The sequence below is a fragment of the Streptomyces seoulensis genome (assembly GCF_004328625.1).
Classification (GTDB): Bacteria; Actinomycetota; Actinomycetes; order Streptomycetales; family Streptomycetaceae; genus Streptomyces; species Streptomyces seoulensis.
The window spans coordinates 1,761,614-1,787,184 of sequence record NZ_CP032229.1 but is presented as its reverse complement, the minus strand read 5'-3'; the positions used below and the strand labels follow the sequence as shown (position 1 = coordinate 1,787,184).

Below are 25,571 nucleotides of genomic sequence, written 5' to 3'. Positions count from 1 at the left end.
AGCCGGGGTGCGGCTCGGCGCGGGTGGGTCGCCCGTGGCTCAGGACTCCGCAGGCCGGCGGCGCATCAGGTACGCCGCTGCGGCGCCCGCGCCGGTGAGGGCCGCGAGGGAGACGGCTGTGGCGAGCCAGGCGGTGCCGAGCCAGCGGGTGCCGTAGTAGCCGAGGGCGGCGCTGTAGGCGGCCCAGGAGAGGCCGGCGAGGGCGGACCAGGGGACGAAGTCGCGGGCGCGGCGGTGGGCGGCTCCGGCGCAGAAGGAGACGACGGAGCGGCCGGCGGGGGCGAAGCGGGCGAGGACGACCAGGGCGCCGCCGCCGCGCGAGAGCGCCTCGCCGAGACGTTCCTGCGCATTGGTCAGCCGCCGGGAGCGGGCTATGGCCCGGTCCAGCCGCTCACCGCCGCGCCAGGCGAGCCGGTAGGCGACGAGGTCGCCCAGTACGGAGGCCGTCGCCGCCAGCAGGATCAGTACCAGGACGTCCGGCACGTCATGCGGGACCTGCCCGGCCGCCGCACCCGTACCCGCCGCCGCCGCGGTGGCCGCCGCGACGACCAGGACGCCGCTGGGCAGTACCGGCAGGAAGACATCGAGCAGCACCGAGACGGCCACCACGGCGTAGATCCATGGGCCGGTCGCCAGCGCCCCGACGCTCTCCAGCACGATTACTCCCCGTCGCTCCCCCGATTACAGCCATACAGCGTACGCCTGACCGGTGACAGGAGGTTCATGGGGGGATCAAGTGATCATCACAACATGCTCACGTCAGTCGGGTCGCAATGCCCTCGTACGTCGCCTTTCACCCGTGCGGCGCGCCCATGGGGCGGCCGGATCACTTGTCCCGTACCAACGTGTGGGGGGCTCATGCGATCACGGGAAAGAAGGTGTGCTCCATGCTGGCGACCCTGAGCGCGGTGACGGCGGCGGTACTGCTGGGCGGCACCACCGGTGGCTACACCGTCGACGCCGAGGGCCGGTTCGCGCCGCCCGCCGCCTTCATCCCCTCGGCGGCGGTGACGTACGACCAGTCCTATGTCCCGGCCGCCGCGTCCATCCGGGTACGCCAGCACACTGATACGGGTGGTGCCACCACGATCGACCTGCGCATCACCGGCACACGCCCCGATCACTCCTTCGGGGCCTCCGTACACCGGTACCCGTGCGGCGCGCTCCCCGCCGACGCCGGCCCCCGGTACCAGGATCAGCCCGGCGGAGCCGACGGCGACGAGGTCCGGCTCGACTTCACCACCGACGCCCGGGGCACGGGTGCCGCGACCGACCGGCACAGCTGGGGACTCCGGCGCGGCGAGGCCGCCTCCGTGGTGATCCAGGACCGCCCCGGCGACGACGCCACCCGCGTCGCCTGCTTCACGGTTCCCTTCGGCTGGGTCACCGCCTGATGGGGCGCGGGACCACGAGCAGCGGGAACGCAGAGGGGGCGGGACGAACTCCGTCCCGCCCCTCCCGTGCCCGGCCCTCAGGCCGCTATCGGCTCCCGCGCCCGCTCGCCCGACTCCGCCGAAGCCACCCGCCGGTCGAGTCCGAACGCCCCCGACCCCGTGAAGATCAGCAGGAAGAAGGCCCAGCAGAAGAGGACGGACAGTTCGCCGCCGTTCTGGATGGGCCAGAACGCGGCCTGCTGGTGGACGTCGAAGTAGGCGAAGGCCATGGAGCCGGAGGCGATCAGCGCGGCGCCGCGCGTACCGAGGCCGAGCAGGACCAGGGCGCCGGCGACGAGCTGGATGACCGCCGCGTACCAGCCGGGCCAGGCGCCCGTGGCGATCGTGCCGCCGTGGGTACCCGCGGCGCCGCCGAGGACGCCGAAGAGCGAGGCGGCGCCGTGCACGGCGAACAGCAGGCCGATGACGATGCGGAACAGCCCGAGCACGTACGGCTGGGCGGTGTCGAGACGTGCGGACAGGGGTGCGGACATGGGGGGAGGACTCCTCTTTCGGGGCCGGAGGTGGGGCGGCGGGTACCGAACGAGGGCCCAGGTTAGGTAAGCCTCACTCATACTTGCAAGTTCAACATTCAGCCATGATCGGCAAATGACGACGGCCCGCCCCGGCCGGGAGGCCGAAGCGAGCCGTGAAAGCAGGGGTCGGACCGTCAGCAGCCCGACAGGTAGTTCGTCAGCGCGCTCTTCTCCGCCGAGTCCACCGAGAGGTTGTAGTAGTACTTCACCTGCACCCACGCCCGGACGTATGTGCACCGGTACGACGTCAGGCTCGGCATCCAGGTGGCCGGGTCCTGGTCGCCCTTGGACTGGTTCACGTTGTCCGTGACCGCGAGGAGCTGCGGCCGGGTGACGTCGTTGGCGAAGCCCTGCCGCTGCGCCGTCGTCCACTTGCTCGCGCCCGAGTCCCACGCCTCGGCCAGCGGTACGAGGTGGTCGATGTCCACGTCGGAGGCGGCGCCCCAGGTCGCGCCGTCGTACGGGGAGTACCAGCTGCCGCCGGTCGCGACGCAGGCGGAGTCGGTCGTGACGTTCGTACCGTCCCGCTTGAGTATGTACTCGCGGGTGTTGCAGGTGCCGCTGATCGTGATCCAGGTCGGGAACAGGTCCCGCTGGTAGCCGGTGCGGTTCTCGGTGGCCACGGTGAGCTGGGAGAGGTAGCTCCGGGCGGTGGCGCCGCTGACCGGGGTGGGCAGGGCGGCCGAGGCGGCGGGGGAGTTGAACAGGGCGGCGGAGGCGAGCAGACCGGTGGCCGCGGCGACGACACCGAGGCGTCGACGCGCGTAGAACCGGGACGAGCGGGACATGCGGAACATATGAACTCCCTTGTGGGGTAGGAGTGTTGGCGCGCGGGCAGGGGAATGCTCGCCAGGTGGCGTTGCGGTGGGGTGAGCGCCCGGTAAGAAGCTAGTGACGCGTTCATGACACGACAAGGTTCACGACGGAACTTTCACGTCCCGTACCATGGACGGTGCAGAAGGGGAGTAGCTCTTCGCCGGACCGTCGACATACTGCTCAGCGAGCCTGAGCCGGCGCCCGGAGGCGGAATCCCGTGGGACCCGCCAGCGAGACCTTCGGCAAGCAGTGCACGCCCGCGCCTCACGGCGCGGGTGCCCAGTGTGCTGCCGTGCCGAGGTGTCTCACGCGTGGAACGCGCACTCTCGGCGGGGCGGCCCCGACCGATTGAGGAACCTTGATCAGCATTACCGTGACGGCGCTCGTCTTCGGCGTCATCTTCCTCGCCGAACTCCCGGACAAGACCGCGCTCGCCGGTCTCGTGCTCGGCGCCCGTTACCGCGCGTCGTACGTCTTCGTCGGCGTCGCCGCGGCCTTCCTGGTGCATGTGGTGCTCGCCGTCGCGGCGGGCAGCGTCCTGACCCTTCTTCCGCAGCAGATCGTCCACGCCATCACCGGTGTGCTCTTCCTCGGCGGCGCGGCCGTGCTGCTGCTGAAGAAGGACGAGGGCGAGGAGGAGATCAAGAAGCCCGCCAACCAGTCCTTCTGGAGGGTCGCCGGTACGGGCTTCATGCTCATCCTGGTCGCCGAGTTCGGTGACCTCACCCAGATCATGACCGCCAACCTCGCCGCCCGCTACGACGACCCGATCTCGGTCGGCCTCGGCGCGGTGCTCGGCCTCTGGGCGGTCGCCGGCCTCGGCATCGTCGGCGGCAAGGCCCTGATGAAGCGGGTCCCGCTGCGGCTGATCACCCAGATCGCGGCCCTGCTGATGATCGGCCTGGGCGTGTGGAGCCTGTACGAGGCGATCGCGGGCTAGCGCCTGGCCGGCGGGGGGAGCGGGGGAGCGGGGGTGCCGGTCGGGGTCGGCCCCCCTCCCCCTCCAGGCGTGGTGGCGGGAAGCCCTCCGCGTTTTGTACCGTAGGGGAACAAAGTGGCTCCCGCTCGTTTCCCCTGACCGGCGGGCGGGGCCGCCTTGTTCCCGACTGGGAAGCCCGTTGGGCCCCTCGCGTCTCTGGAGCTGCCGATGGCCACCGTTCTCACCGCCCGCGCCCTCCTGCTCGACATGGACGGCACCCTCGTCAACTCCGACGCCGTGGTCGAGCGCATCTGGCGGCGCTGGGCCGCCGCCCAGGGGCTCGACGGCGACGAGGTGATGAGCGTCGTGCACGGCAGGCAGGGACACGCCTCCATGGCGCTGCTGCTGCCGGAGCGCCCCGTCGAGGAGAACCTCGCGGACAACGCCCGCATGCTCGCCGCGGAGACCGCCGACATGGACGGCGTGATCGAGGTCCCCGGCGCCACCGCCTTCCTCGCCGCCCTCACCGGCACCCCGCACGCCCTGGTCACCTCCGCCGACGTCGCCCTCTCCACCGCCCGCATGGCCGCCGCCGGCCTCCCCCTGCCCGAGGTCCGCGTCACAGCCGAGTCGGTCGGCGCCAGCAAGCCCGACCCCGAGGGCTTCCTCAAGGGCGCGGCGGAACTCGGCATCGACCCCGCCGACTGCGTCGTCTTCGAGGACTCCGGCGCGGGCATCACGGCGGGCCGCGCGGCCGGTATGCGCGTAGTGGGCGTCGGCCCCCGCGCCGCCCAGCACGGGCCGGACGTGACGGTACGAGACCTGACCGAGGTAGCCGTCGCGGTGCTGGCCGACGGGCGTGTGCGCCTCACGGTGGGCTGAGCCGGAAGGCTCTCCTTCCGAGGGCACGGTCCGCGCGTCCGGCATCCGCACGTCGATCAGGACGCACTGAACCCACCGGGAAGCCCGTCGCGGCTCCCGTCCCCCGTACGGCCGTATCCGAGCCCTGCCCGCCTGCCCCGCCCGAGCCCGGTCCCGCGCCCCCGGCACCCCCTCCGTCACCGTCCCCGACAGGCCGTAATCGTCCTCACCCTCGACCATGGAAGCCGGGCATTCGAGCCTCGGGAGGTCTTCATGGCCCTGGATACGCATGGTGCCGCCGAAGGGGTGCGTCGGGGGGAGCGGGTCGACAAGAGCGTGCTCGTGTCCATCGGGGCTCTGTTGCTCGGGCTGCTGCTGGCCGCGCTGGACCAGACGATCGTGTCGACGGCGCTGCCGACCATCGTGAGCGATCTGGGCGGGCTCGATCATCTGTCCTGGGTCGTCACGGCGTATCTGCTGGCGTCGACGGCCGCGACCCCGCTGTGGGGGAAGCTCGGGGACCAGTACGGGCGGAAGCGGCTGTTCCAGCTCGCCATCGTGATCTTCCTGATCGGGTCCGCGCTGTGCGGCATGGCGCAGAACATGCCCCAGCTCATCGGGTTCCGGGCGCTCCAGGGGCTCGGCGGCGGCGGGCTCATGGTGCTGTCGATGGCGATCGTCGGCGACATCGTCCCGCCCCGCGAACGCGGCCGGTACCAGGGCCTCTTCGGGGCCGTGTTCGGGGCCACCAGCGTGCTCGGGCCGCTGCTCGGCGGGCTGTTCACCGAGCACCTGAGCTGGCGCTGGGTGTTCTACGTCAACCTGCCCATCGGCATCGTCGCGCTCCTCGTCATCGCCGCCGCCCTGCACATCCCGCGCCGCACCTCCCGGCACACCATCGACTACCTCGGCACCCTGCTGATCGCCTCCGTCGCCACCTGCCTGGTGCTGGTCGCCTCGCTCGGCGGGACGACCTGGCCGTGGGCGTCGGGCCGGATCATCGGGCTCGCCGTGCTGGGCGTGCTGCTCGCGGTCGCGTTCGTCGCGGTGGAGCGGCGGGCCGCCGAGCCGGTGCTGCCGCTGAAGCTGTTCGGCATCCGCACCTTCTCCCTCGCCGCCGTGATCAGCTTCATCGTCGGCTTCGCGATGTTCGGCGCGATGACCTACCTGCCGACCTTCCTCCAGATCGTGCACGGCATATCGCCCACCATGTCCGGCGTCCACATGCTGCCGATGGTGGTCGGACTGCTGCTGACCTCGACCGTCTCCGGTCAGATCGTCAGCCGTACCGGCCGCTGGAAGGTGTTCCCGGTCGCGGGCACCGCCGTCACCGCGCTCGGCCTGCTCCTGCTGCACCAGCTCGACGAACACAGCTCCACGCTGGAGATGAGCCTGTACTTCTTCGTCTTCGGGCTCGGACTCGGTCTCGTCCTCCAGGTGCTCGTCCTCATCGTGCAGAACGCGGTCTCCTACGAGGACCTCGGCGTCGCCACCTCCGGCGCGACCTTCTTCCGCTCCATCGGCGCCTCCTTCGGCGTCGCCATCTTCGGCACCGTCTTCTCCAGCCGCCTCGGCGACAAGCTCGCCGAAGCCTTCCGGGGCGTCCGGCTGCCGGCCGGGGTCTCGCCCGACGCGCTGGAGGCCGACCCGCGCGGCATCGGCGCGCTGCCGCCCCCTCTGCGGCCGGCCGCGCTGCACGCCTTCTCCTCGTCCATCACCGATGTCTTCCTCTACGCCGCCCCGGTCGCGTTCCTCGGCTTCGTGCTGTCCTGGTTCCTCAAGGAGGACCGGCTGCGCGGCTCGGTCACCGCGCCGGACGCCTCCGAGACCATCCCGCCCAACCCGGTCCACCGCTCCTCCTACGAGGAGGTGTGCCGCGCGCTGTCCACGCTCGGCACCCGCGAGGGGCGGCGGGAGATCTACCAGGAGATCACCGCCCGCGCCGGGTACGACCTGCTGCCCGCCGCGAGCTGGATGCTGCTGCGGATGCGCAAGTACGGGACCGTGGAGCCGTACATGCTCGCCGAGCGCGCTCCCGTGCCGCTCAGCACGGTGCTGGCCGCCGCCCGGCAGGTGGAGGAACGGCGGCTCGCCGCGCGCGACGGGCTGGAGCTGTCGCTCACCCCGGCCGGGGCTGAGGTCGCCGAGGGGCTGGCGAAGGCTCGTGAGGACTCGCTGTCCGACCTGCTGGGGGACTGGTGGGGGCCCGGACGGCCCACGGATCTGGTGCAGTTGGTGCGGGAGCTCACCGCCGAGCTGTGCGGCTCCGAGCGGGAGCGGCCGCAGCTGCGGAAGCCGGGGTGAGGTCCTTGGTGAACCAGTGCTCGGCGTACGGGTCCTCGTTGTGCCGTTCCGTCTCGGTGTAGCCGAGCCTGGCGTAAAGGGTGCGGGCCTCGATCAGGTCCGTGCGGGTGTCCAGGATCATCCGGCGGGCGCCCAGCGTGCGGGCGGCCTCCTCGGCGGCGCGGACCAGCGGGGCGGCGCCGCCACGGCCGCGCTTGTGCTCGTGGAGGAAGACGCGGGTGAGTTCGGCGGTGTCCGGAGTGAGGAGGCGTACGCCCGCCGAGCCAGCCGGTTCACCGGCGTACCGGGCCACCAGCAACTCGCCCTTCGGCGGGGTGAGTTCGGCGCCGGTGCGGGCCGTGATCTCGCGCTCCAGCTCGGCCGGGTCGGTGCGGTGTCCCTCGTGCAGGAGGTACCAGCGGTCGCTGACCTCGGTGTAGTAGGCCCGCCACAGGGCCGCGGCCACCGGGGAGTCGTACGGTTCCGGGGCGAAGGTCCACGTCGTCATGCGGGCCATCCCAGCGGGGTGCGCGGGGCGCGGGCAAGCGGGTTTCAGGCGCCGGTGCCCCTGCGGCGCCGCCACTCGGCCACGACCTCGTCCACGTCGTACGGCTTCTTGCCCAGCGGGGGGCCCGGCGGGGGCCGGAACATCATGTCCTTGATCTTGACGTTGACGGCGGTGACGATCTCCCGGACGGCACGTTCCGAGGGTGCCGCGTACGCCGCCGCGAGCGCGTCCTCGGCCTCCTTGCGCAGGGCGAGTGCCGGGGGCAGCACGGCCAGGCCCTCACGGGCCATCTTCCGCTTCACCCACCAGAGTTCGTCGTACGCGCTGTCCAGACCGGCGGGCAGGGGCTCGCCCGCGCCGGGCAGGGCGTCGAACTCGCCCCGGCGCTGGGCGGCGTCGATCTGGTGGTCCACCCACGACTCGAACGGGACACCCGGTGGCTTTCGTTCAGTCATGCCCCTCATTGTGCCGGACGTGGGTGAGCCGGGCGTTCTATCATGCGGCGGCGGTGCGGCGATCAGGGGTCCGTGCCCAGGGGCTTCAGGGGGAACTCGCGTGCTCGAACTCACCATGGCCGCCGTCTCCAGCGAGGAAGCGGGTGCCACGGCCGGCATGACGATGGCCGAGGCGCCCAGCGAACCGGGCGCCGCGCTCCGGGTGGGCCGGGACGGCGCGGTGTGCCGGCTGGTCACCCCGGAGGACTGGCTCTTCGTCTCCCGCGTCCACCTGGAGTTCCTCTGCGGCCCCGACGGCGGCTGGCAGCTCTCCTGGCTCCACGGCTCCCAGCCCGACCCCTCCTCCGAGGTCCGCCTCACCGTCGGCGAATACGCCCAGACCGTCCCCTACGGCGGCTCCGTCCGCCTCCCCCGAGGAGCCTCCGGCGAGGTCGTCATCCAGGACCGCACGGCCCCGCGCAGCGTGAACGTGGGCTTCTACCACGAGGTGTAGCTGCCGCCGGCTCAGCGATGAGGGGGGGTGTTCCCGGCCACGCCGTCGGCCCTGCGGGCCGGGCTGCTCGCGGGGGCATGCACGGACACCCTGGCGGGGCGGACCCCCGCCGGGGTCGGGTGCGGGCCGTGTTTCCCGGCGCCCCGACCCCGGCGTGCTGTCGGCCGGCCGGTGGCCCCGGCTGCCGCGGGAGTTGGGGTCAGCTCACCACGCGGGCCAGGGCGAAGCCGTCGTAGCCCTTGCCGCCTACTGTCTGGAGGGCGGTGCCGGTGAGGCGGGGGTGGTCGGCGATGAGGTCGATGGCGGTGCGGGTGCCGGTGATGGCGGGGTCGGTGCTGGTGGGGTCGGCGACGTGGCCGTCGCGGACGACGTTGTCGAGGATGATCAGGCTGCCGGTGCGGGTGAGGCGCAGGGCCCACTCGACGTAGTGCGGGTTGTTCGCCTTGTCGGCGTCGATGAAGACGAGGTCGAAGGGGGCCGGGTTCTCGTCGGCGAGGTGGGGGAGGGACTCCAGCGCCGGGCCGACCCGTACGTCCACGACGCGGTCGAGGCCCGCGCGGGCGATGTTGCGGACGGCCACGTCGGCGTGGACCGGGCTGTGCTCCAGCGTGACCACGCGGCCGTCCTCGGGCAGCGCGCGGGCCAGCCAGATGGTGCTGTACCCGCCGAGGGTGCCGATCTCCAGCACCGTACGGGCACCCTGGATCTGCGCGAGGAGCTGGAGGAACTTGCCCTGTGGGGCGGTCACCGCGATGGACGGCAGCCCGGCCGCCTCCGAGTCGCGCAGCGCGGCCCGCAGGACGTCGTCGTCCGGTGCGAGCCGGCTGGTGAAGTAGAGGTCGACGTCGTCCCACCGCTGCGACTCGCTCATGCGTGTGCTGCCTTTCCCGAGTGTCCGTTCAAAGCCTCTGCCAGGGTCCATGGTGCATCCCGGAAAGACAGAAGTGGGCGCGGGAACCGTACGTACGGTTCCCGCGCCCACCTCGCCCGGAGAAAGACCCCTAGGGGGTGTCTTGTCGATCACGCCGGCCTGATCGACAAGGCACCCCCTACTGCTTGGCCTCCACCGCGGGCGGCGAGCCCGGCAGCGGACGGCCGGCGGACTCGCTCATCCGCCACACCGCGAAACCACCGATGACGGCGGCACCCATCATGTAGTAGGCGGGCATCATCAGGTTGCCGGTCGCCCCGATCAGCGCGGTGACCACCAGCGGGGTCGTACCGCCGAACAGGGACACCGAGACGTTGAAGCCGATCGACAGCGAGCCGTAGCGCACCCGGGTCGGGAACAGCGCCGGCAGCGCGGCCGGCATGGCGGCGGTGAAGCAGACCAGCAGCAGACCCAGCGCGCCCATGCCGAGCGCGACGGCGACCAGGCTGCCCTGGCGGATCAGCAGCACGGCCGGGATCGACAGGAACAGGAAGCCCGCGCAGCCCGCGGCGATCATCGGACGGCGGCCGACACGGTCGGTCAGGGCGCCCGCGAACGGCTGGACGATCATCATCAGGGCCATCACCGCGAGCACGACCAGCAGACCGTGCGTCTCGTCGTACTTCAGCTCACTGGTGAGGAAGCTCGGCATGTACGACAGCAGCATGTAGTCGGTGACGTTGAAGACCAGCACCAGGCCGACACAGAGCAGCAGCGACTGCCACTGGCCCGCGAGCATCTCGCGCAGCGGCACCTTCGGCCGGTTGTTCTCGGCCTTCTCGACCTCGGCGGCGAACGCCGGGGTCTCCTCCAGGCGCATCCGCAGGTACAGGCCGATGATGCCCATCGGACCGGCGATCAGGAACGGGATGCGCCAGCCCCAGGAGAGCAGGTCGTCAGTGGAGAGCAGGGCCGTCATCAGCGTGACCAGGCCCGCGCCGCCGATGTAACCGGCCAGCGTGCCGAACTCCAGCCAGCTGCCGAGGAAGCCGCGCTTCTTGTCGGGCGCGTACTCGGCGATGAAGGTCGAGGCACCGGCGTACTCACCGCCGGTGGAGAAGCCCTGCACCAGCCGGGCCGCCAGCAGCAGCAGCGGGGCGCCGACGCCGATGGAGGCGTACGACGGGATCAGGCCGATGGCGAACGTGCCCGCCGCCATCATGATCATCGTGACGGCGAGGACCTTCTGGCGTCCCACCCGGTCACCCAGCGGGCCGAAGACCATACCGCCGAGGGGGCGGACGAGGAAGGCCGCGGCGAAGGCGCCGAACGTCGAAAGGAGCTGTGCAGTCGCGTTCCCGGAAGGGAAGAAGACTTTGCCCAGCGTCACGGCGATGTAGCTGTAGACGCCGAAGTCGAACCACTCCATGGCGTTGCCGAGCGCAGCCGCCTTGACGGCACGCTTGACGAGCGCGGGGTCGGTGACCGTGGGCTCTGCCTGGGCCTTCGGGGTCCGAACAGACTTCGGACTCGGACTGACAGCGGTGGCGGCCAAAACGGAACTCGCCTGCCTTTCGACGGGGACACGGGCAACGCCGGACGGACGACGGCGATGACGTGCGTCAGGCAGAAATAAGACGATAGGAGAGTTTCGGCCCCTTACGTCCTGTGAGCGGAACGTTGCATTCTGCAAAGAAACCGCGTCTACGCTGGTACATCTGCCCTGTTCGCCGAGCATGATCCCCATCAGAAATGTGATCCATATCGCGCTCCGGGGCGGAAACCGCACCCCCGTCGGACTATCGTCATCCGGACAAATGGGGGACAGACATCCGGTGACGCGATGGGGCGGGAGGCCACGAGGCGTGGTGGACGTGGAGCACGGCGGACGGTCGGCGGACACCTCGGCGACGGCCGGACCCGGCCCCAGAGCCCGGCTGCGCGCCGCCCGGCTCGCCCTGTGGGCGGTGGCCGCGATCCTCGCGGCCCGGCAGATGGCCCTCGTCCTGACCACCCCGAGCGGCCGGCGCCTCACCGACCTGGAGACCTGGGTCGGCCCCGAGGGCGTCCTGCACGTCAACGGCTCCCTCTACGACTCCACCAGATTCACCGGCACCCCCTTCGCCGGCCTGGTCCTCAAGCCGCTCACCCGCGCCGCCGAACAGGCGCTCGGCTGGGGCTGGACCTTCGGCACCCTGCTGCTGGTCGTCGCCCTCGGCCTGGTCGTCGCCCGCGCGCTGCCGAGGCCCGTCGGGCGCCGTACCGCCCTGCTGGCCGCCCCGGTCGCCATCAGCCTGCTCATGGTGTCGCTGCCGGTCCGCAACACCCTCTGGCTCGGCCAGACCAGCGTCATCCCGGTCCTGCTCGTCCTGCTGGGCTGCTTCACCGTGCGCGGCGAACGCACCTCGGGGGTGCTGGTCGGCCTGGCCGCCGCCCTCCAGCCGACGGTCCTGCTGTTCGCCCCGCTGCTCTGGTTCACCGGCCGCCGCCGGGCCGCGCTCGGCACCGCCGCCACCTTCGCCGGGGGCACCCTGCTCGCCTGGGCCGCGATGCCGGGCGACTCCTTCACCTACTGGGTGCACCACATGGCGGGCGTCGGCCTCGGCGGCAGCGCCGACGCGCTCGGCAACCAGTCGCTGCACGGCGCCCTGCTCCGGGCCGGGCTCAGCGGCCCGCCGGAGATCGCCCTCTTCCTGCTGCTCGCCGCGGCCGTCGCCGTCCTCGCGCTGCGCCGGGCCGTGGGCTACGCCCGCGACGGGCAGCTCCTGCTCGCCGTCGCCGTCACCGGGTGCGCGGCCGTCGCCGTCTCGCCGACGACCTGGCAGCACCAGCTCCTCTGGGTGCTGTTCGCGGTGGTCGGCAGGGCCGGGAGGCGCGCCGCCGACCGTACCGTCTGGCCGGTCGCGGTGATCCTGGTGACCACCCTCCCGGCGACGATGATGCTGCCGAACACGCCGGTGATGTACCCGCTGCGGGACAACCTCGCCCTCCTCGCCGCCCTGGCCGCCGCCACCGCCGTCCCCTTCCTCCCGCGCAGCTCCCCGTACCACGACGCCCCGGCGCCCACCACGTACGCCGCTCAGGTCCCGGCCCGGTTCGCCCGCGTACCGCTGCTGCCGTTCCTGCGGCGCTCGCTGACCCGGCCCAACCTGCTGCTGGAGCTGCTCCTCATCCGCGTCACCTACGCCGCCTACGCGCAGGTGCGGCTCGCGGCGACCGGGGGCAGCAACGCGCTCGGGCGGGAGACCGCCGAGCACCACGGGCGCATGGTGCTCGACGCCGAGCGGTTCCTGCACATCGACATCGAGCACGCGGTCAACCACGCGGTCGTCCAAGTGGGCTGGCTGCGCGGGTTCCTCGACTTCTACTACGAGTCCTTCCACTTCGTGCTCCCGCTGACCGTGCTCGCCGTCCTCTACTGGCGGCGCCCGGTCGACTACCGCTGGGCCCGCACCTCCCTCGGCTTCGCCACGCTGCTCGCGCTGATCGGCTTCTGGCTGTTCCCGCTGGCCCCGCCGCGCCTGATGCCGGGGCTCGGCTTCGTCGACACCGTGCACGGCGCGCAGGACCTCGCCAACCCGGACTACGGCGCGATGACCGCGATCACCAACCAGTACGCGGCGATGCCCTCGCTGCACTTCGGCTGGTCGCTGTGGTGCGGGGTGGTCATCGCGGTCATCGCGCCGCGCTGGTGGATGAAGGCGCTCGGGCTGCTGCACCCGCTGTGCACCGTCACCGCGATCGTGGCCACCGCCAACCACTGGGTGCTGGACGCGGTCGGCGGGGCGCTGGTGGTGGGCGGTGGCTTCGCCCTCACGTACGTGCTGATCGGGCCCCGGGGGATCGCCGTCGCCTCCGGCGGGGTGGGACGGCCGCCGGGGCCGCGCAAGCCGCAGGAACAGTCGCAGTCGGTCAGCTCCGGCTGAGGCGCGTGACCGCCCCGACGCGCGACCTCGACCGCCCGCTCGCGCCGCCCCGCGCTCCGGAGCGGCGCACCACGGCACCCCTGCTCGTGCCCGCCCTGCTCGCCACGGCCCTCGGGCTCTGGGGCCTGACCCGCCAGGACAGCATGTGGCGCGACGAGTCCGTCACCTGTCAGGCGGCCCACCGCCCGCTCGGCCGACTCCTCGCGCTGCTGGGCCACATCGACGCCGTACACGGCCTCTACTACCTGCTCCTGCACGGCGTCTTCGCCCTCTGGGACGGCGGACTCGTCGCCCTGCGCCTCCCCTCGGTACTGGCCACCGCGCTCGCCGCCGCCGGGGTCGGCGCGCTCGGCACCCGGCTCGCCGGACCCCGGACCGGCGTCCTCGCGGGCGTGGTGTTCGCGCTCTTCCCGGCGACCCAGCAGTACGCGCAGGAGGGACGCTCGTACGCCCTCGTCACCGCCGGTGTCGTCTGGGCGACCTATCTCCTCCTGCGCGGGCTGGGCTCCGCCGGGCGCGGCTGGTGGGCGGGGTACGGGGTGCTGCTGGCGGTCGCGTGCTGGGTGCACGAGTTCGCCGCGCTGGTGCTGTGCGCCCACGCGATGACGCTGTGGCTGCTGAGGATGCCGTGGCGCAGATGGGGGGTGGCTGCTGCCGGGGTGCTGGTGGCGGTGGCGCCGCTGGCGGTGATCAGCGCCCGGCAGGCCGACCGGCAGCTCGGCTGGCTGGGCCGCCCGAGCCTCGCCATGTGGCTCGCGTTCCTCGCCGTCTCCGCCCTGGGCCTGCTGCTGAGCCGCGTTCCTTCCTTGTCCGACCGCACGCTGACCGCCGTCGCCCTGCCCCTGCTGATCGTCCCGCCCGGCCTGCTGATCACCGGCTCGCTGCTGAAGCCCTGTTACGTCGACCGCTACGTCCTGTACGCCCTCGCGGGCCTGGCCCTCCTTGCCGGACTCGCCCTGGACCGCTTACCGGCTCACCTGGGAAGGGCCGCGGTCTGCCTGCTGGCCCTGGCCCTGCTCCCCGCCTCCCTGGCGGTCCGCACCCCGGAGAGCCGCAAGGACGACGTGGTGGCGGTCGCCCAGACCGTACGGAAGCTGTCCCGCCCCGGCGACGGCGTGCTGTTCCTCCCCGCCCGCCGCCGCGAGTGGCTGATGTCGTACCCCACGCTGTACGCCCGACTGAACGACCTGGCCCTGGCCCGCTCCCCGGCCGCCTCCCGCACCCTCCAGGGCACGGAACTGCCGGCGGACACCATCCGCACCCGCCTCCTGGCCACGCCCCGCGTGATCGCCCTGACCGACCCGGACGGCCAGCCCCTCGACCCGTTCCCCGAGGAGTCGGTCAAGCGCCGCACGCTGCGGGAGCACTTCCAGGAGTGCGGGCGGGTGCGGGTGTGGGGCGCCCAGGTGGTGGTCTACGTAAGAAAGCCGGCCCCCGGTTCACTCGCGCTCCGGTGTCAGTACCGCGAGCGCCGCTGAGGCCACGGCGGCCAGCAGCAGGGGGATGCCGAGGCCGTGGTGGAGGACCAGCCAGGCGCCCAGGCAGGCGCCTCCGAACATGGAGAGGACCGCGGCCGTGCGGCGGGGGGAGCGGTTCGCCGTGCCGCTGCCGAGGCGGGACTCGGCGGCCAGGCCGGTCAGGGTCATGGTGAGGACGGTGGTGGTGAGGTCGGGGACGCCCAGGGCGCGGACGGTGGCGTTGCGGAGGCCCATGGCCAGCGCGGTGAGGGCGATCAGGGCGTAGCGGGTGCCGGGACGCTCGGGCCAGGCGAGGGCGATGGCCGCCGAGGCGCCGACCAGCAGGGCTTCCACGACGAGGGTCGGCCGGGTCGCGCGCCGGACGCGGGAGGTGAGCCGCCCGCCCGCCGCAGCGCCGACGAGGAAGCAGCCGAGCGAGGTGGCCGTGAGGGGTACGGAGAAGCCGGGGGCGCCCACGGTGGCGAAGCCGAGCACGACCACGTTGCCCGTCATGTTGGCCGTGAAGACGCGTCCGAGGCCCAGATAGCCGACCGCGTCGATCAGCCCGCTCACCACGGTCAGTACGAGCAGGACCCACGGGAGCCGCATCGTCCTCGGCATCGCGTCCTCCGGTCGGGCGGGCGGGGCCGGACCAGTGGACCACGGGGGTGCGGACATGCGCGCGCACCCTCGCCGAGCGGTGGCGAGGGTGCGGGAAAGAAAGGGGTGCGGGCCGGACGGCCCGCGCGGGACCGGCTCAGTACCAGCCGTTGGCCTGCCAGAAGTTCCACGCCTGGACGGGGCTGCCGTAGCGGGAGTTCATGTAGTCCAGACCCCACTTGATCTGGGTGGCGGGGTTGGTCTTCCAGTCGGAACCGGCGGAGGACATCTTGGAGGCCGGAAGGGCCTGCACCAGGCCGTACGCGCCGGAGGAGCTGTTCTGGGCGGAGACGTTCCAGCCGCTCTCGTGCTCGACGATCTTGCTGAAGGCGTTGTACTGCGCGGAGTTCGGGATCATCTTGTGCGCGACGGACTGCGCCGAGGACGGCGACGGAGCGGTCGCGGCCTGCGCGGGGGCGGTGCCGAGGGCGACACCGGCGACACCGGCGGCCAGGGCGGCCACGGTGACGGCCTTCTTGGGGGAGACGATGCGGCGGATGGCGGAGAACGACACGAGAACCTCTTACGTTGGGGACGACGGGTCGCCGTTCGCGTTCCAGCACGCTCCGCGTGATGGCCGCATTGCGTCGGCGCCGCGATCCGTGGGGACCGTGGCGCCAGGCGACGGGCTCCAGAGAAGCAAGCTTCCGAAACGTCCGCAATCCCCCCTTTTACTAGTTGTGGCCGGACCGCCGGGTATGCCCCCTCATGTGACCGGGCTCTCAAAGCGCAGGTCAGAGGGGCTGCAAGAAGGTGCATAAAGGACGTAACGGTCTACTATCCGGGGTCGTAGGTGACCTCGGTCATATGGGGTGCCTCACGCGCCGGGGGCGTCGAAGGTGACCGGCGTCTCGAAGGCGGCCCGGCGGGTGGCCCGGCGCAGGGCGCGCAGCACGGCCGGGCCGAGGGCCAGGGTGAGGACGACCGTGCAGACGGCCCGGCCCAGGTCCCAGCCCATGGAGGTGGCCAGGCAGTAGGCGAGGAAGCGGGCCAGGTTGGCGGGGACGGCGGCGTGCGGGTCGAAGGAGATGTTCGAGGCCATGGTGCCCATGAACGGCCACCCCGCCAGGTTCATGAGCGTGCCGTAGGCGAAGGCCGCGAGGAAGCCGTAGCAGGCGAGCAGCGCCAGCTCGCCCCTGCCGCGCAGGCGGGCGGCGCCCGGCAGCAGGCCCGCGCCCATGGTGAACCAGCCCATCGCCAGCATCTGGAACGGCATCCACGGCCCGACCCCGCCGGTCAGCAGCGCGGACGCGAACATCGTCACCGAGCCCAGCACGAAGCCGAAGCCGGGCCCGAGCACCCGCCCGCTGAGCACCAGCAGGAAGAACATCGGCTCGATGCCCGCCGTCCCCGCGCCGATCGGCCGCAGGGCCGCGCCCGTCGCCGCGAGCACCCCCAGCATGGCGACGGCCTTGGGGCCGAGCCCCGACTCCGAGATGGTCGCCGCCACCACCGCGACCAGCAGCACCAGCAGCCCCGCGAACAGCCAGGGCGCGTCCTCGGCGTGCGCGCCGACCCCCGAGTCCGGCGGCGCGAGGAACGGCCACCCGAACGCGGCCACCCCCACCGCGCCGACCAGCACGAGCGCGGCGACGGAACGGGGGCCGAGCCGGACGGCCCGGACAGCGGTACGGCTCATGCCAGCGCCCTCCGTACCTCGGACACCGTCAGCCAGGGCTGCGGAGCCAGGATCTTGGTGACCTGGGGCGCGAAGGAGGGGGAGGACACCACGATGTCGGCCGTGGCGCCGTCGGCTATCACCTCGCCGTCCGCCAGCAGCACCACCCGGTGCGCGATCTCGGCGGCCAGCTCCACGTCGTGCGTGGCCAGCACCAGGGCATGCCCCTCGGCCGCCAGCCCGCGCAGCACGGCGACCAGGCGGGACTTGGCCGCGTAGTCCAGGCCGCGAGTCGGCTCGTCCAGCAGGAGCAGCGGGGGGCGGGCGGTCAGGACGACGGCGAGCGCGAGGGCGAGGCGCTGGCCCTCGGAGAGGTCGCGGGGGTGGGTGTCGTCGGTGATGCCCGGCAGCAGCTCCGACACCAGGGCCCGGCACGTGCCGGGGGTGGCGTCCGCGTCCTGGTCGGCGGCGACGCACTCGGCGCCCACCGTGTCGGCGTACAGCAGATCGCGCGGTTCCTGCGGCACCAGGCCGACCCGGCGGACCAGTTCGGCGGGCTTCAGACGGTGCGGGGCGGCGCCGCCGACCTGGACGGAGCCGGAGGTGGGCGCGACGAGCCCGACCAGGGAGCCGAGCAGGGTGGACTTCCCGGCGCCGTTGCGGCCCATGAGGGCGACGGTCTCGCCGGGGGCGACGGTGAGGTCCACACCGCGCAGCGCGTCGACCCGGCCCCGGCGTACGGCGAGGTCCCGGACCTCGGCCACCTGCGGCTCGGCGGGGGCGGGCGCGCGGCGGAAACGGCGGCGGGGCGGTGGGACGGTGGTCCGGGGGAGATCATGGGCCTCTCTTTCGAGACCGGCCAGGCTCTCCCGCAGCGCCCCCGCCTGCCGTCGCGCGTCCCGGACGGTCAGCGGCAGCGGGCTCCAGCCGGCCAGCCGGCCCAGCTCGACCACCGGCGGGATCACCGGGGAGACGGCCATCATCTCGGCAGGAGCACCGAGCACTGGCGCGGCGCCGGGCGCGGGCAGCAGCACGACCTGGTCGGCGTACTGGACGACCCGCTCCAGCCGGTGCTCCGCCATCAGGACCGTGGTGCCCAGGTCGTGCACCAGGCGTTGCAGCACCGCGAGGACCTCCTCCGCCGCCGCCGGGTCCAGCGCCGAGGTCGGCTCGTCCAGGACCAGCACGCGGGGGTGCGGAGTGAGCACCGAGCCGATGGCGACCCGCTGGCGCTGGCCGCCGGACAGGGTGCCGATGGAACGGTCCCGCAGATCGGCGAGGCCCAGCAGGTCGAGCGTCTCCTCCACCCGGCGCCGCATCACCTCCGGAGCAAGACCCAACGACTCCATGCCGTAGGCGAGTTCGTCCTCCACGGTGTCCGTCACGAAGTGTGCGAGCGGGTCCTGGCCCACCGTGCCGACCACGTCGGCCAGTTCGCGCGGCTTGTGGGTGCGGGTGTCCCGGCCCGCCACCGTGACCCGGCCGCGCAGGGTGCCCCCGGTGAAGTGCGGGACCAGTCCGCTGACCGCGTTCAGGATCGTCGACTTGCCCACCCCCGACGGGCCGACGAGCAGCACGAGTTCACCCTCGGGCACCTCGAAGTCCACGCCCCGGACGGTCGGTTCGGCCGCCCCGTCGTAGGTGACGGCGACGTCCTCGAAGCGGATCACGACGGCTCCTTGCGGTCCTGGGGTACGACGAGCACGGGCAGCAGGCCCAGCAGGATGGTGGCGGCCGGCCACAGCGGCAGCGCGGGCGCGGCCAGCGGGACGACACCGGGATGCAGCGCGCCCGAATCGCGCACGGAGGCCAGCGCGAGCAGCGCGGCGACGGCCCCGCCCGACCCCGCCACCAGCCACGCCCGCACCCCCCAGGGCGCCGGCCGGTACCGGGTGCGCGCCGAACGCCGGCCGCCCAGGCGCAGCCCGGCGAGCGCGGCCAGCGCCCCGGCGGCCAGCACCGGCATGCCGTACACCCCGCCCTCGGCGGTGAGCAGCCCGTACGTGCCCGCGCACACCCCGAGCAGCCCGCCCAGGGTGAGCGCGGAGGTCGTCCGGCGCACCGGCGCGGGCACCTCGGCGGTACGGCCGTAGCCGCGGGCGTCCATCGCGGCGGCCAGCGCGACCGAGCGCTCCAACGCGCCCTCCAGCACCGGCAGTCCGACCTGGAACAGCCCCCGCACCCCCCGGTCCGGGCGCCCCCTGAGACGGCGGGCGGCGCGCAGCCGCTGCACGTCGGCGATGAGATGCGGGGCGAAGGTCAGCGCGACCACCACCGCCACCCCCGCCTCGTACAGCGCGCCCGGCAGCGACTTGAGCAGCTTGGCCGGGCTGGCCAGGGCGTTCGCGGCGCCGACACAGACCAGCAGGGCCGCCAGTTTCAGGCCGTTGTAGCCGGAGAACAGCAGCGCCTCCGCCGACACCGGGCCGCCCAGCCGGATGCCCTGCGCCCAGGCGGGCAGCGGGATCTCGGGCAGCGTGAACAGCACATGCGTCCCCGGCACCGGCGAGCCGAGGACGGCCGTGAACGCCAGCCGGATCAGCAGCACGGCGACGGCCAGCTTGGCGAACGCCGTGTACGAGCGGGCCCACGGCGCGCTGGAGCGGTGGACGGCCACCACATAGCCCGCCACCGCCATCAGCAGGGCGAGCAGCAGCGGGTTGGTGGTGCGGGTGGCGGCCGTGCCGAGCCCCAGCGACCACAACCACCAGGCGCCGGGGTGCAGTTCGAAGCGCGCCCGCCTGCGGACGGGCACGGTGGTACGGGCGGCGCGTACGCCGGTGTCAGGCATTCCGGCGCCGCCGCGCCTGCCAGAACGCCGCCCCGCCGAGCACGGCGACCACACCGATGCCGAGGGGGAGACCGAGGGAGGGGCCGTCGTCCTTGGGGGCGGCCTTTCCGGCGGGCTTCTCGTCGGCCGCCACCTGCTCCCCGCAGCCCCGCGCCGGATAACCGGCGATGGCGCACAGCAGGGCGTTGGTGTCGTAGCGCAGCGGCTTCGCGGCCTCGGCCAGCGCCTCGGCGGTGCTCGCGTCGGGGGAGACGCGGGCGCAGACCGTACGCGTGGGCGGCGGGGTCTCCCCGGAGGGTGCGTCGGCCTCGGTGCCGAAGTCCAGGACGAGCGCGACCCGCTTGGTGCCCGCCTTCGCGGGTGTCTTCGCGCAGACCGAGCCGAAGTCCGCCGTGCCGCGCGGCCGGTTCGCGTCCGAGGAGTCCGCGCTGACCGCGAACCGGAAGCCCCGCACCGAGCCGTCGTCGGGACGCTCGGAGGCCGGCCCCTGGGTGGCGTACGTCCACCGGTCGCCGGAGCGGTCCCAGAAGGACCAGTACCGGTATCCGGCGGCGTGCGCCTCCGCGCCGGCGGCCAGCACGAGGAGGGACGCGACCAGCAGGGCCGCGGCACGGCGGACCGAGGTCACGGGCGGTTCTTCTTCCGGCCGCTGAACAGGAAGCCGATGCCGATACCGGCGACCAGACCCACGCCGATGATCCACCACACGCTGTTGCCGGACTTCTCGGTGGTCTTCTTCTCCGGTGCGGCGGCCTGCTTCGCCGGGGCCGGGCCCAGCTTGTCCAGGGCGCTGACCAGGTCGGTCCCGCCGAAGTCGTGCGGGTCGGCGCCGACCGCGTGCGCGCTCAGGATCAGCTGGGCGTAGGCGGCCGGGCCGCTCTGCTGAGCCCACTTCGCGGCGTTCTTCTCCAGCCAGGCGTACGGCTTCTTCGCCTGCTCGGTCCAGCCGTCGGCGGCCAGCGCCACCACGGTGTCGGCGGTGTTGCCGAAGTCGGGCTGGTTCTCGGCGCCGGGCATCGCGGACATCAGGTGGCCGGACTCGGCGACGGCGCCGAGGAGATACGCGGAGGCGTTGTCGGCCAGGCGGGCCGGGGTCGCCTTGCCGTCGGAGGCGCAGGCGGGGGCCTTGTCGCGGGCCTTGCCGGGCTCCACCACGAAGCCCTTGCCGAGGGCGCCGAGCACACCGGCGGCCGTGGCGTCCGCGTTGGCCTCCAGCTTGCCCTTCTTGTCCGGCTGGAAGGCGAGGGCGCCGCCGCCCTTCTGGTCGCAGGGCACCGCGAGCGAGGCCAGCGCCTCGTCGGGGGTCCTGCCCTTGCCCCGCAGTTCGGCCGGCTTCTCACCGGCGGCGGCCAGCGCGCCCACCACGACGGAGGTGGAGTTGGTGTCGCTCGGGCCGCCGGGGGAGTAGCCCCAGCCGCCGTCCTTGTTCTGCTGGGCCTTCAGCCAGGTGACGGCCTTGCCGGTCACGTCGTCGTGCCCGCCGAGCGCGGCGAGCGACTGGACGGCGGCGGCCGTGCTGTTGGTGTCCGCCTGCGCGCCCTTGCCGCCGCACGGCTTGCTGGTGTCGGCGCGGAAGGCGGCGAAGCCGCCGTCGGCGCACTGCTGGCCGGTCAGCCACGTCACCGCCTGGTCCGCGGGCTTCTCACCGGCGGTGTGCTGCGCGAGCAGGGCGAGGGACTGGCGCCAGACGCCGTCGTAGGTGGGGTCGCCCTTGCCGAACAGCCCGGCCGGGACCGTCGCCTTCGGGGACGGGGCGGCCGTGGCGGGCGCGGCTGCTGCCAGCACGCCTATGGCGGCGAGAGCCGCGGCACTGCGGCGGACGTTCATGGTCGGCGACTGCCTCTCCTGCGAGGGCCGACGCGCGCGGGGACCACCCCGGCGGCCCGGCCCCGTATGCCTCGACGGTGCCGTGCGGGGCCGAGCGCCCCGCACGTTGGCCGGTCAACCTCCCGTCGGGGCGTTCCGGCTCACCGGGCCCAGGGGCGCCGGATGACGGTTGCGGGTCAGCGCCGGAATCGCACCGGCTTCCCCCCGTACGGGTGTATGACGACCCGGCCACTTTACCGGGGGCCGCAAAGCCGCCGGTCGTGGCGTGAATCACCTGATCCACTGCTCACAGCGCCCCTACCTGCCGGTAGATTCAGAGCCTCTTGGATGATCAAGTCTGAAACTTGTTCCGGATTGTCGTCCCGTCGTAGTCTCGCGGGACCGTGCAGGCAGAAGGGGGCCCAGAGTGACCGCTGAGGCCAGTCCGGCGGCTCCTGTGGGCATCGCCGCCGACGGCGAGCGACCGCTCCGTATCGCGCTCCTCACCTACAAGGGCAACCCGTTCTGCGGCGGCCAGGGCGTCTACGTCCGCCACCTCTCCCGTGAACTCGCTCGCCTGGGCCACCGGGTGGAGGTCATCGGCTCCCAGCCGTACCCCGTGCTCGACGAGCACGATGAACACGGTTCCTACGCGGGCCGGTTGAGCCTCACCGAGCTGCCCAGCCTCGACCTGTACCGCCAGCCCGACCCCTTCCGCACGCCGGGACGGAGCGAGTACCGGGACTGGGTCGACGCGCTGGAAGTGGCGACGATGTGGACCGGCGGCTTCCCCGAGCCGCTCACCTTCTCCCTGCGCGCCGGACGCCAACTGCGCGCCCGCAGAGGCGAGTTCGACGTCGTCCACGACAACCAGACGCTCGGCTACGGACTGCTCGGCGACCTCGGCGCCCCCCTGGTCACCACCATCCACCACCCCATCACCGTCGACCGGCAGCTCGAACTCGACGCCGCCGAAGACCTCAAGCGCCGCCTGTCGGTGCGCCGTTGGTACGCCTTCACTCGCATGCAGAAGCGCGTCGCCCGCCGGCTGCCCTCCGTGCTCACCGTCTCCGGCAGCTCCCGCGCCGAGATCGTCGACCACCTCGGCGTACGGCAGGACCGGGTGCACGTCGTCCACATCGGCGCCGACACCACCCTGTTCGCGCCGGACCCGGCCGTGCCCGAGGTGCCGGGCCGGATCGTCACCACCTCCAGCGCCGACGTGCCCCTCAAGGGCCTGGTGTTCCTGGTCGAGGCGCTCGCCAAGGTGCGCGCCGAACAGCCGCACGCCCACCTCGTCGTCGTCGGCAGGCGCCCCGAGGAGGGCCCGGTCGCCCAGGCGGTCGAGCGGTACGGCCTGGAGGACGCCGTCCAGTTCGTCAAGGGCATCTCCGACGCCGAGCTGGTCGATCTGATCCGCTCCGCCGAAGTCGCCTGCGTGCCCTCGCTGTACGAGGGGTTCTCGCTGCCCGCCGCCGAGGCCATGGCCACCGCCACCCCGCTGGTCGCCACCACCGGCGGCGCGATCCCCGAGGTCGCCGGCACCGACGGCGAGACCTGTCTGGCCGTACCGCCCGGTGACGCGGGCGCGCTCGCCGCCGCCCTGACCCGGCTGCTCGGCGACCGTGAACTGCGCGCCCGGCTCGGCGCGGCCGGCCGCGAGCGGGTGCTCGCCCGCTTCACCTGGGCCCGCGCGGCCGAGGGCACCGTGGCCCGCTACCGCGAGGAGATCGACCGGGCCCGCGCGCGGGCCGGCCTCCCGCTTCCCGCAGCCGTCCCCGGCCGTCCCGTCGCCGCGGCGGCCGCGGCCGCACCTTCCGAAAGCTCCTCCGAAAGCAGGGCCACGTGCTGACCGTCGACTTCTCCCGGTTCCCGCTCGCCCCCGGCGACCGTGTCCTGGACCTCGGCTGCGGGGCCGGCCGGCACGCCTTCGAGTGCTACCGGCGCGGCGCCCAGGTGGTGGCTCTGGACCAGAACGCGGAGGAGATCCGCGAGGTCGCCAAGTGGTTCGCGGCGATGAAGGAGGCCGGCGAGGCCCCCGAGGGCGCCACCGCCACCGCGATGGAGGGCGACGCGCTCGCGCTGCCCTTCCCCGACGAGTCCTTCGACGTCGTCATCATCTCCGAGGTGATGGAGCACATCCCCGACGACAAGGGCGTCCTCGCCGAGATGGTCCGCGTCCTCAAGCCCGGCGGCCGGATAGCCGTCACCGTGCCCCGGTACGGGCCCGAGAAGGTCTGCTGGACGCTCTCCGACGCCTACCACGAGGTCGAGGGCGGCCACATCCGCATCTACCGCGCCGAGGAACTCCTCGCCAAGATGCGCGGCGCCGGCCTCAAGCCGTACGGCACCCACCACGCGCACGCCCTGCACTCGCCGTACTGGTGGCTCAAGTGCGCCTTCGGCGTCGACAACGACAAGGCGCTGCCGGTGCGGGCGTACCACAAGCTGCTGGTCTGGGACATCATGAAGAAGCCGCTGGCCACGCGGGTCGCCGAGCAGGCGCTCAACCCCCTGATCGGCAAGAGCTTCGTCGCCTACGCCACCAAGCCGCACCTGCCCCGCCTCGACGAGGCCGGGACGGACGCCCCGTGAGCACGCCCCGGACCGACCACCTCGTCCTGACCGGGGTCCTCACCGCCGAGCAGGCCGCCGACACCGTCCGGGGCATCCTCGCGGTGCAGCGCGCCGACGGCGCGATCCCCTGGTTCCGCGGCCACCACCTCGACCCCTGGGACCACACCGAGGCCGCCATGGCCCTCGACGCGGCCGGGGAGCACGCGGCCGCCGAGCGCGCCTACCGCTGGCTCGCCGACCACCAGAACGAGGACGGCTCCTGGTACGCCGCCTACGCCGACGGTGCCCACGACGACGTCACCGACCGCGCCCGCGAGTCCAACTTCGTCGCCTACATAGCCGTCGGCGTCTGGCACCACTACCTGTCCACCGGGGACGACACGTTCCTGGACCGGATGTGGCCCACCGTGTACGCGGCCGTGGAATGGGTGCTCCGGCTCCAGCAGCCCGGCGGCCAGATCGGCTGGCGGCGCGCGGAGGACGGCACTCCCACCGCCGACGCCCTGCTCACCGGAAGCTCGTCGGTCCACCACGCCCTGCGCTGTGCGCTCGCCATCGCCGACCAGCGTGAAGAACCGCAGCCCGACTGGGAGTTGGCGGTGGGCGCGCTGCGGCACGCGATCCGCAGGCACCCCGAGCGGTTCCTCGACAAGAACCAGTACTCCATGGACTGGTACTACCCGGTGCTCGGCGGAGCCGTCAGCGGAGCCGAGGCCAAGGAGCGTGTCGAGGCCGACTGGGACCGCTTCGTCGTACCCGGCCTGGGCGTGCGCTGCGTCGTGCCCAACCCCTGGGTGACCGGCGGCGAGTCCTGCGAACTCGCCCTGGCCCTCTGGGCGATGGGCGAGTCCGACCGCGCCCTGGAGATCCTCCAGTCCATCCAGCACCTGCGCGACGACGCCTCCGGCCTCTACTGGACCGGCTACGTCTTCGACGACGACGCCGTCTGGCCCCAGGAACTGACCAGCTGGACCGCAGGCTCCCTGCTGCTCGCGGTCGCCGCCCTCGGCGGCCACGACGCGACCGGCGCCGTCTTCGGCGGCGAACTCCTGCCCCGCGGCCTGGACCCCGACTGCTGCGACTAGCGGCAGGCGGGGCCCCTCGGGCCGAGCGTCCGGTGCCGGGTCAGCGGCTCAGACGGCCGGCGATGAAGTGGCCGATGAAGAGGTAGACCACGGCGGCCAGGCCGTAGCCGGCGACGACCCGGGCCCACGCCTCGTCGAAGGTGAACAGGTCGTGCGACCAGCCCGCCAGGAACGCCGCGGCGTCATGGACGAAGTCGACCAGGGCGTTGGCCCGGTTCGCGTCCAACAGGTACATCAAGATCCAGAGGCCGAGGATGAAGGCCATCACGTCCGCTATGACGGCGATGACACGGCCGGCCTGGTTGGTGCCTGAGTGGTATCGAGACATGGTGTTCGAATTGCCGCCGGACGCCCGCTGAAACCGGCCACAGGCCCGTAATACCGGGCCCGGCGCGACCCGTACGGTCCTCCCGGCTGGCGGTGGCCCGGAGGCCGGGCAAGGCTTCGGACCAGAGACACCCGCTCGGGGAATCACG

General features: G+C 72.9%; 25 protein-coding genes. 10 read left to right on the top strand and 15 right to left on the bottom strand.

Annotated elements, in window-relative coordinates; genetic code table 11:
* Positions 1-39 precede the first annotated feature (39 nt).
* Positions 40-657, bottom strand: coding sequence for a DedA family protein (locus D0Z67_RS08380; protein WP_031179741.1), 618 nt, complete (start codon positions 655-657; stop codon positions 40-42).
* A 230-nt stretch (positions 658-887) separates the two neighbouring features.
* Here D0Z67_RS08380 and D0Z67_RS08375 point away from each other — a divergent pair, with 230 nt between their 5' ends.
* Positions 888-1,394 (top strand): hypothetical protein, encoded by a 507-nt coding sequence (locus tag D0Z67_RS08375; protein WP_031179742.1) that lies wholly within the window; start codon positions 888-890, stop codon positions 1,392-1,394.
* A gap of 77 nt (positions 1,395-1,471) precedes the next feature.
* Here D0Z67_RS08375 and D0Z67_RS08370 read toward each other — a convergent pair whose 3' ends face one another.
* Together D0Z67_RS08370 and D0Z67_RS08365 are read right to left on the bottom strand one after the other, a co-directional pair.
* Positions 1,472-1,915 (bottom strand): DoxX family protein, encoded by a 444-nt coding sequence (locus tag D0Z67_RS08370; protein ID WP_031179743.1) that lies wholly within the window; start codon positions 1,913-1,915, stop codon positions 1,472-1,474.
* A gap of 188 nt (positions 1,916-2,103) precedes the next feature.
* A complete protein-coding gene (locus tag D0Z67_RS08365; RefSeq protein ID WP_031179744.1) occupies positions 2,104-2,757 on the bottom strand; it encodes an HNH endonuclease family protein in 654 nt (217 codons plus the stop codon).
* 386 nt (positions 2,758-3,143) lie between these two features.
* Here D0Z67_RS08365 and D0Z67_RS08360 point away from each other — a divergent pair, with 386 nt between their 5' ends.
* The 3 genes from D0Z67_RS08360 (at position 3,144) to D0Z67_RS08350 (ending at position 6,869) form a co-directional block, all read left to right on the top strand.
* Positions 3,144-3,725 (top strand): TMEM165/GDT1 family protein, encoded by a 582-nt coding sequence (locus D0Z67_RS08360; protein WP_031179745.1) that lies wholly within the window; start codon positions 3,144-3,146, stop codon positions 3,723-3,725.
* Between the two features lie 207 nt (positions 3,726-3,932).
* Complete coding sequence (locus tag D0Z67_RS08355) at positions 3,933-4,586, top strand: HAD-IA family hydrolase (RefSeq protein WP_031179746.1); 654 nt, start codon at positions 3,933-3,935, stop codon at positions 4,584-4,586.
* A 252-nt stretch (positions 4,587-4,838) separates the two neighbouring features.
* Positions 4,839-6,869, top strand: a complete 2,031-nt coding sequence (locus tag D0Z67_RS08350; RefSeq protein WP_031179747.1) for an MDR family MFS transporter — start codon at positions 4,839-4,841, stop codon at positions 6,867-6,869.
* Here D0Z67_RS08350 and D0Z67_RS08345 read toward each other — a convergent pair.
* Positions 6,811-7,356, bottom strand: coding sequence for a GNAT family N-acetyltransferase (locus D0Z67_RS08345; RefSeq protein ID WP_031179748.1), 546 nt, complete (start codon positions 7,354-7,356; stop codon positions 6,811-6,813). The two genes, D0Z67_RS08350 and D0Z67_RS08345, sit on opposite strands and share 59 nt — an antisense overlap.
* 44 nt (positions 7,357-7,400) lie before the next feature.
* Complete coding sequence (locus tag D0Z67_RS08340) at positions 7,401-7,811, bottom strand: DnaJ family domain-containing protein (RefSeq protein WP_031179749.1); 411 nt, start codon at positions 7,809-7,811, stop codon at positions 7,401-7,403.
* 100 nt (positions 7,812-7,911) lie between these two features.
* Here D0Z67_RS08340 and D0Z67_RS08335 point away from each other — a divergent pair, with 100 nt between their 5' ends.
* Positions 7,912-8,304, top strand: coding sequence for a hypothetical protein (locus D0Z67_RS08335; RefSeq protein WP_030808015.1), 393 nt, complete (start codon positions 7,912-7,914; stop codon positions 8,302-8,304).
* Between the two features lie 199 nt (positions 8,305-8,503).
* Here D0Z67_RS08335 and D0Z67_RS08330 read toward each other — a convergent pair whose 3' ends face one another.
* Together D0Z67_RS08330 and proP are read right to left on the bottom strand one after the other, a co-directional pair.
* On the bottom strand, positions 8,504-9,175 hold the full coding sequence (locus tag D0Z67_RS08330; protein ID WP_031179750.1) for an O-methyltransferase: 672 nt from the start codon (positions 9,173-9,175) through the stop codon (positions 8,504-8,506).
* 178 nt (positions 9,176-9,353) lie between these two features.
* Positions 9,354-10,805, bottom strand: coding sequence for a glycine betaine/L-proline transporter ProP (proP, locus tag D0Z67_RS08325; protein ID WP_420824443.1), 1,452 nt, complete (start codon positions 10,803-10,805; stop codon positions 9,354-9,356).
* Between the two features lie 235 nt (positions 10,806-11,040).
* On the opposite strand from proP, the gene D0Z67_RS08320 reads away from it, so the two are divergent.
* Together D0Z67_RS08320 and D0Z67_RS08315 are read left to right on the top strand one after the other, a co-directional pair.
* Positions 11,041-13,101, top strand: a complete 2,061-nt coding sequence (locus D0Z67_RS08320; RefSeq protein WP_037774446.1) for a bifunctional glycosyltransferase 87/phosphatase PAP2 family protein — start codon at positions 11,041-11,043, stop codon at positions 13,099-13,101.
* Positions 13,102-13,106: 5 nt separating this feature from the next.
* Positions 13,107-14,579, top strand: coding sequence for a glycosyltransferase family 39 protein (locus D0Z67_RS08315; RefSeq protein WP_234312635.1), 1,473 nt, complete (start codon positions 13,107-13,109; stop codon positions 14,577-14,579).
* On the opposite strand, the gene D0Z67_RS08310 is transcribed toward D0Z67_RS08315, so the two are convergent.
* The 7 genes from D0Z67_RS08310 to D0Z67_RS08280 all read right to left on the bottom strand — a co-directional run bounded on the left by D0Z67_RS08310 (position 14,541) and on the right by D0Z67_RS08280 (position 21,454).
* A complete protein-coding gene (locus tag D0Z67_RS08310; RefSeq protein WP_031179754.1) occupies positions 14,541-15,236 on the bottom strand; it encodes a YoaK family protein in 696 nt (231 codons plus the stop codon). The genes D0Z67_RS08315 and D0Z67_RS08310 overlap by 39 nt on opposite strands.
* Before the next feature lie 79 nt (positions 15,237-15,315).
* Positions 15,316-15,732 carry an aggregation-promoting factor C-terminal-like domain-containing protein gene (locus D0Z67_RS08305; RefSeq protein ID WP_031179755.1) on the bottom strand — a complete coding sequence of 139 codons (417 nt, stop codon included), beginning with the start codon at positions 15,730-15,732 and terminating at the stop codon, positions 15,316-15,318.
* Positions 15,733-16,035: 303 nt separating this feature from the next.
* The gene (locus tag D0Z67_RS08300) at positions 16,036-16,857 is read right to left on the bottom strand and encodes an ECF transporter S component (RefSeq protein WP_031179756.1); all 822 of its coding nucleotides are present in this window, start codon (positions 16,855-16,857) and stop codon (positions 16,036-16,038) included.
* A complete protein-coding gene (locus D0Z67_RS08295) occupies positions 16,854-18,506 on the bottom strand; it encodes an ABC transporter ATP-binding protein (protein ID WP_031179757.1) in 1,653 nt (550 codons plus the stop codon). The genes D0Z67_RS08300 and D0Z67_RS08295 overlap by 4 nt, the downstream gene beginning before the upstream one ends.
* The gene (locus D0Z67_RS08290; protein ID WP_107059516.1) at positions 18,503-19,627 is read right to left on the bottom strand and encodes an energy-coupling factor transporter transmembrane component T; all 1,125 of its coding nucleotides are present in this window, start codon (positions 19,625-19,627) and stop codon (positions 18,503-18,505) included. Before D0Z67_RS08290 ends, D0Z67_RS08295 begins: the two co-directional genes overlap by 4 nt.
* The gene (locus D0Z67_RS08285; RefSeq protein ID WP_031179759.1) at positions 19,620-20,255 is read right to left on the bottom strand and encodes an SCO2322 family protein; all 636 of its coding nucleotides are present in this window, start codon (positions 20,253-20,255) and stop codon (positions 19,620-19,622) included. The genes D0Z67_RS08290 and D0Z67_RS08285 overlap by 8 nt, the downstream gene beginning before the upstream one ends.
* Positions 20,252-21,454, bottom strand: a complete 1,203-nt coding sequence (locus tag D0Z67_RS08280) for a prenyltransferase/squalene oxidase repeat-containing protein (protein ID WP_031179760.1) — start codon at positions 21,452-21,454, stop codon at positions 20,252-20,254. The genes D0Z67_RS08285 and D0Z67_RS08280 overlap by 4 nt, the downstream gene beginning before the upstream one ends.
* Before the next feature lie 406 nt (positions 21,455-21,860).
* On the opposite strand from D0Z67_RS08280, the gene D0Z67_RS08275 reads away from it, so the two are divergent.
* The 3 genes from D0Z67_RS08275 to D0Z67_RS08265 are packed head-to-tail and all read left to right on the top strand — an operon-like array spanning position 21,861 to position 25,095.
* Entirely contained in the window at positions 21,861-23,285 is a 1,425-nt protein-coding gene (locus D0Z67_RS08275) for a glycosyltransferase family 4 protein (RefSeq protein ID WP_031179761.1), read from the top strand.
* Positions 23,279-24,028, top strand: a complete 750-nt coding sequence (locus tag D0Z67_RS08270; protein WP_031179762.1) for a class I SAM-dependent methyltransferase — start codon at positions 23,279-23,281, stop codon at positions 24,026-24,028. The genes D0Z67_RS08275 and D0Z67_RS08270 overlap by 7 nt, the downstream gene beginning before the upstream one ends.
* Entirely contained in the window at positions 24,025-25,095 is a 1,071-nt protein-coding gene (locus D0Z67_RS08265) for a prenyltransferase/squalene oxidase repeat-containing protein (protein WP_031179763.1), read from the top strand. The genes D0Z67_RS08270 and D0Z67_RS08265 overlap by 4 nt, the downstream gene beginning before the upstream one ends.
* A 40-nt stretch (positions 25,096-25,135) precedes the next feature.
* Here D0Z67_RS08265 and D0Z67_RS08260 read toward each other — a convergent pair whose 3' ends face one another.
* Positions 25,136-25,423 (bottom strand): hypothetical protein, encoded by a 288-nt coding sequence (locus tag D0Z67_RS08260; RefSeq protein WP_031179764.1) that lies wholly within the window; start codon positions 25,421-25,423, stop codon positions 25,136-25,138.
* Between the last annotated feature and the right edge of the window lie 148 nt (positions 25,424-25,571).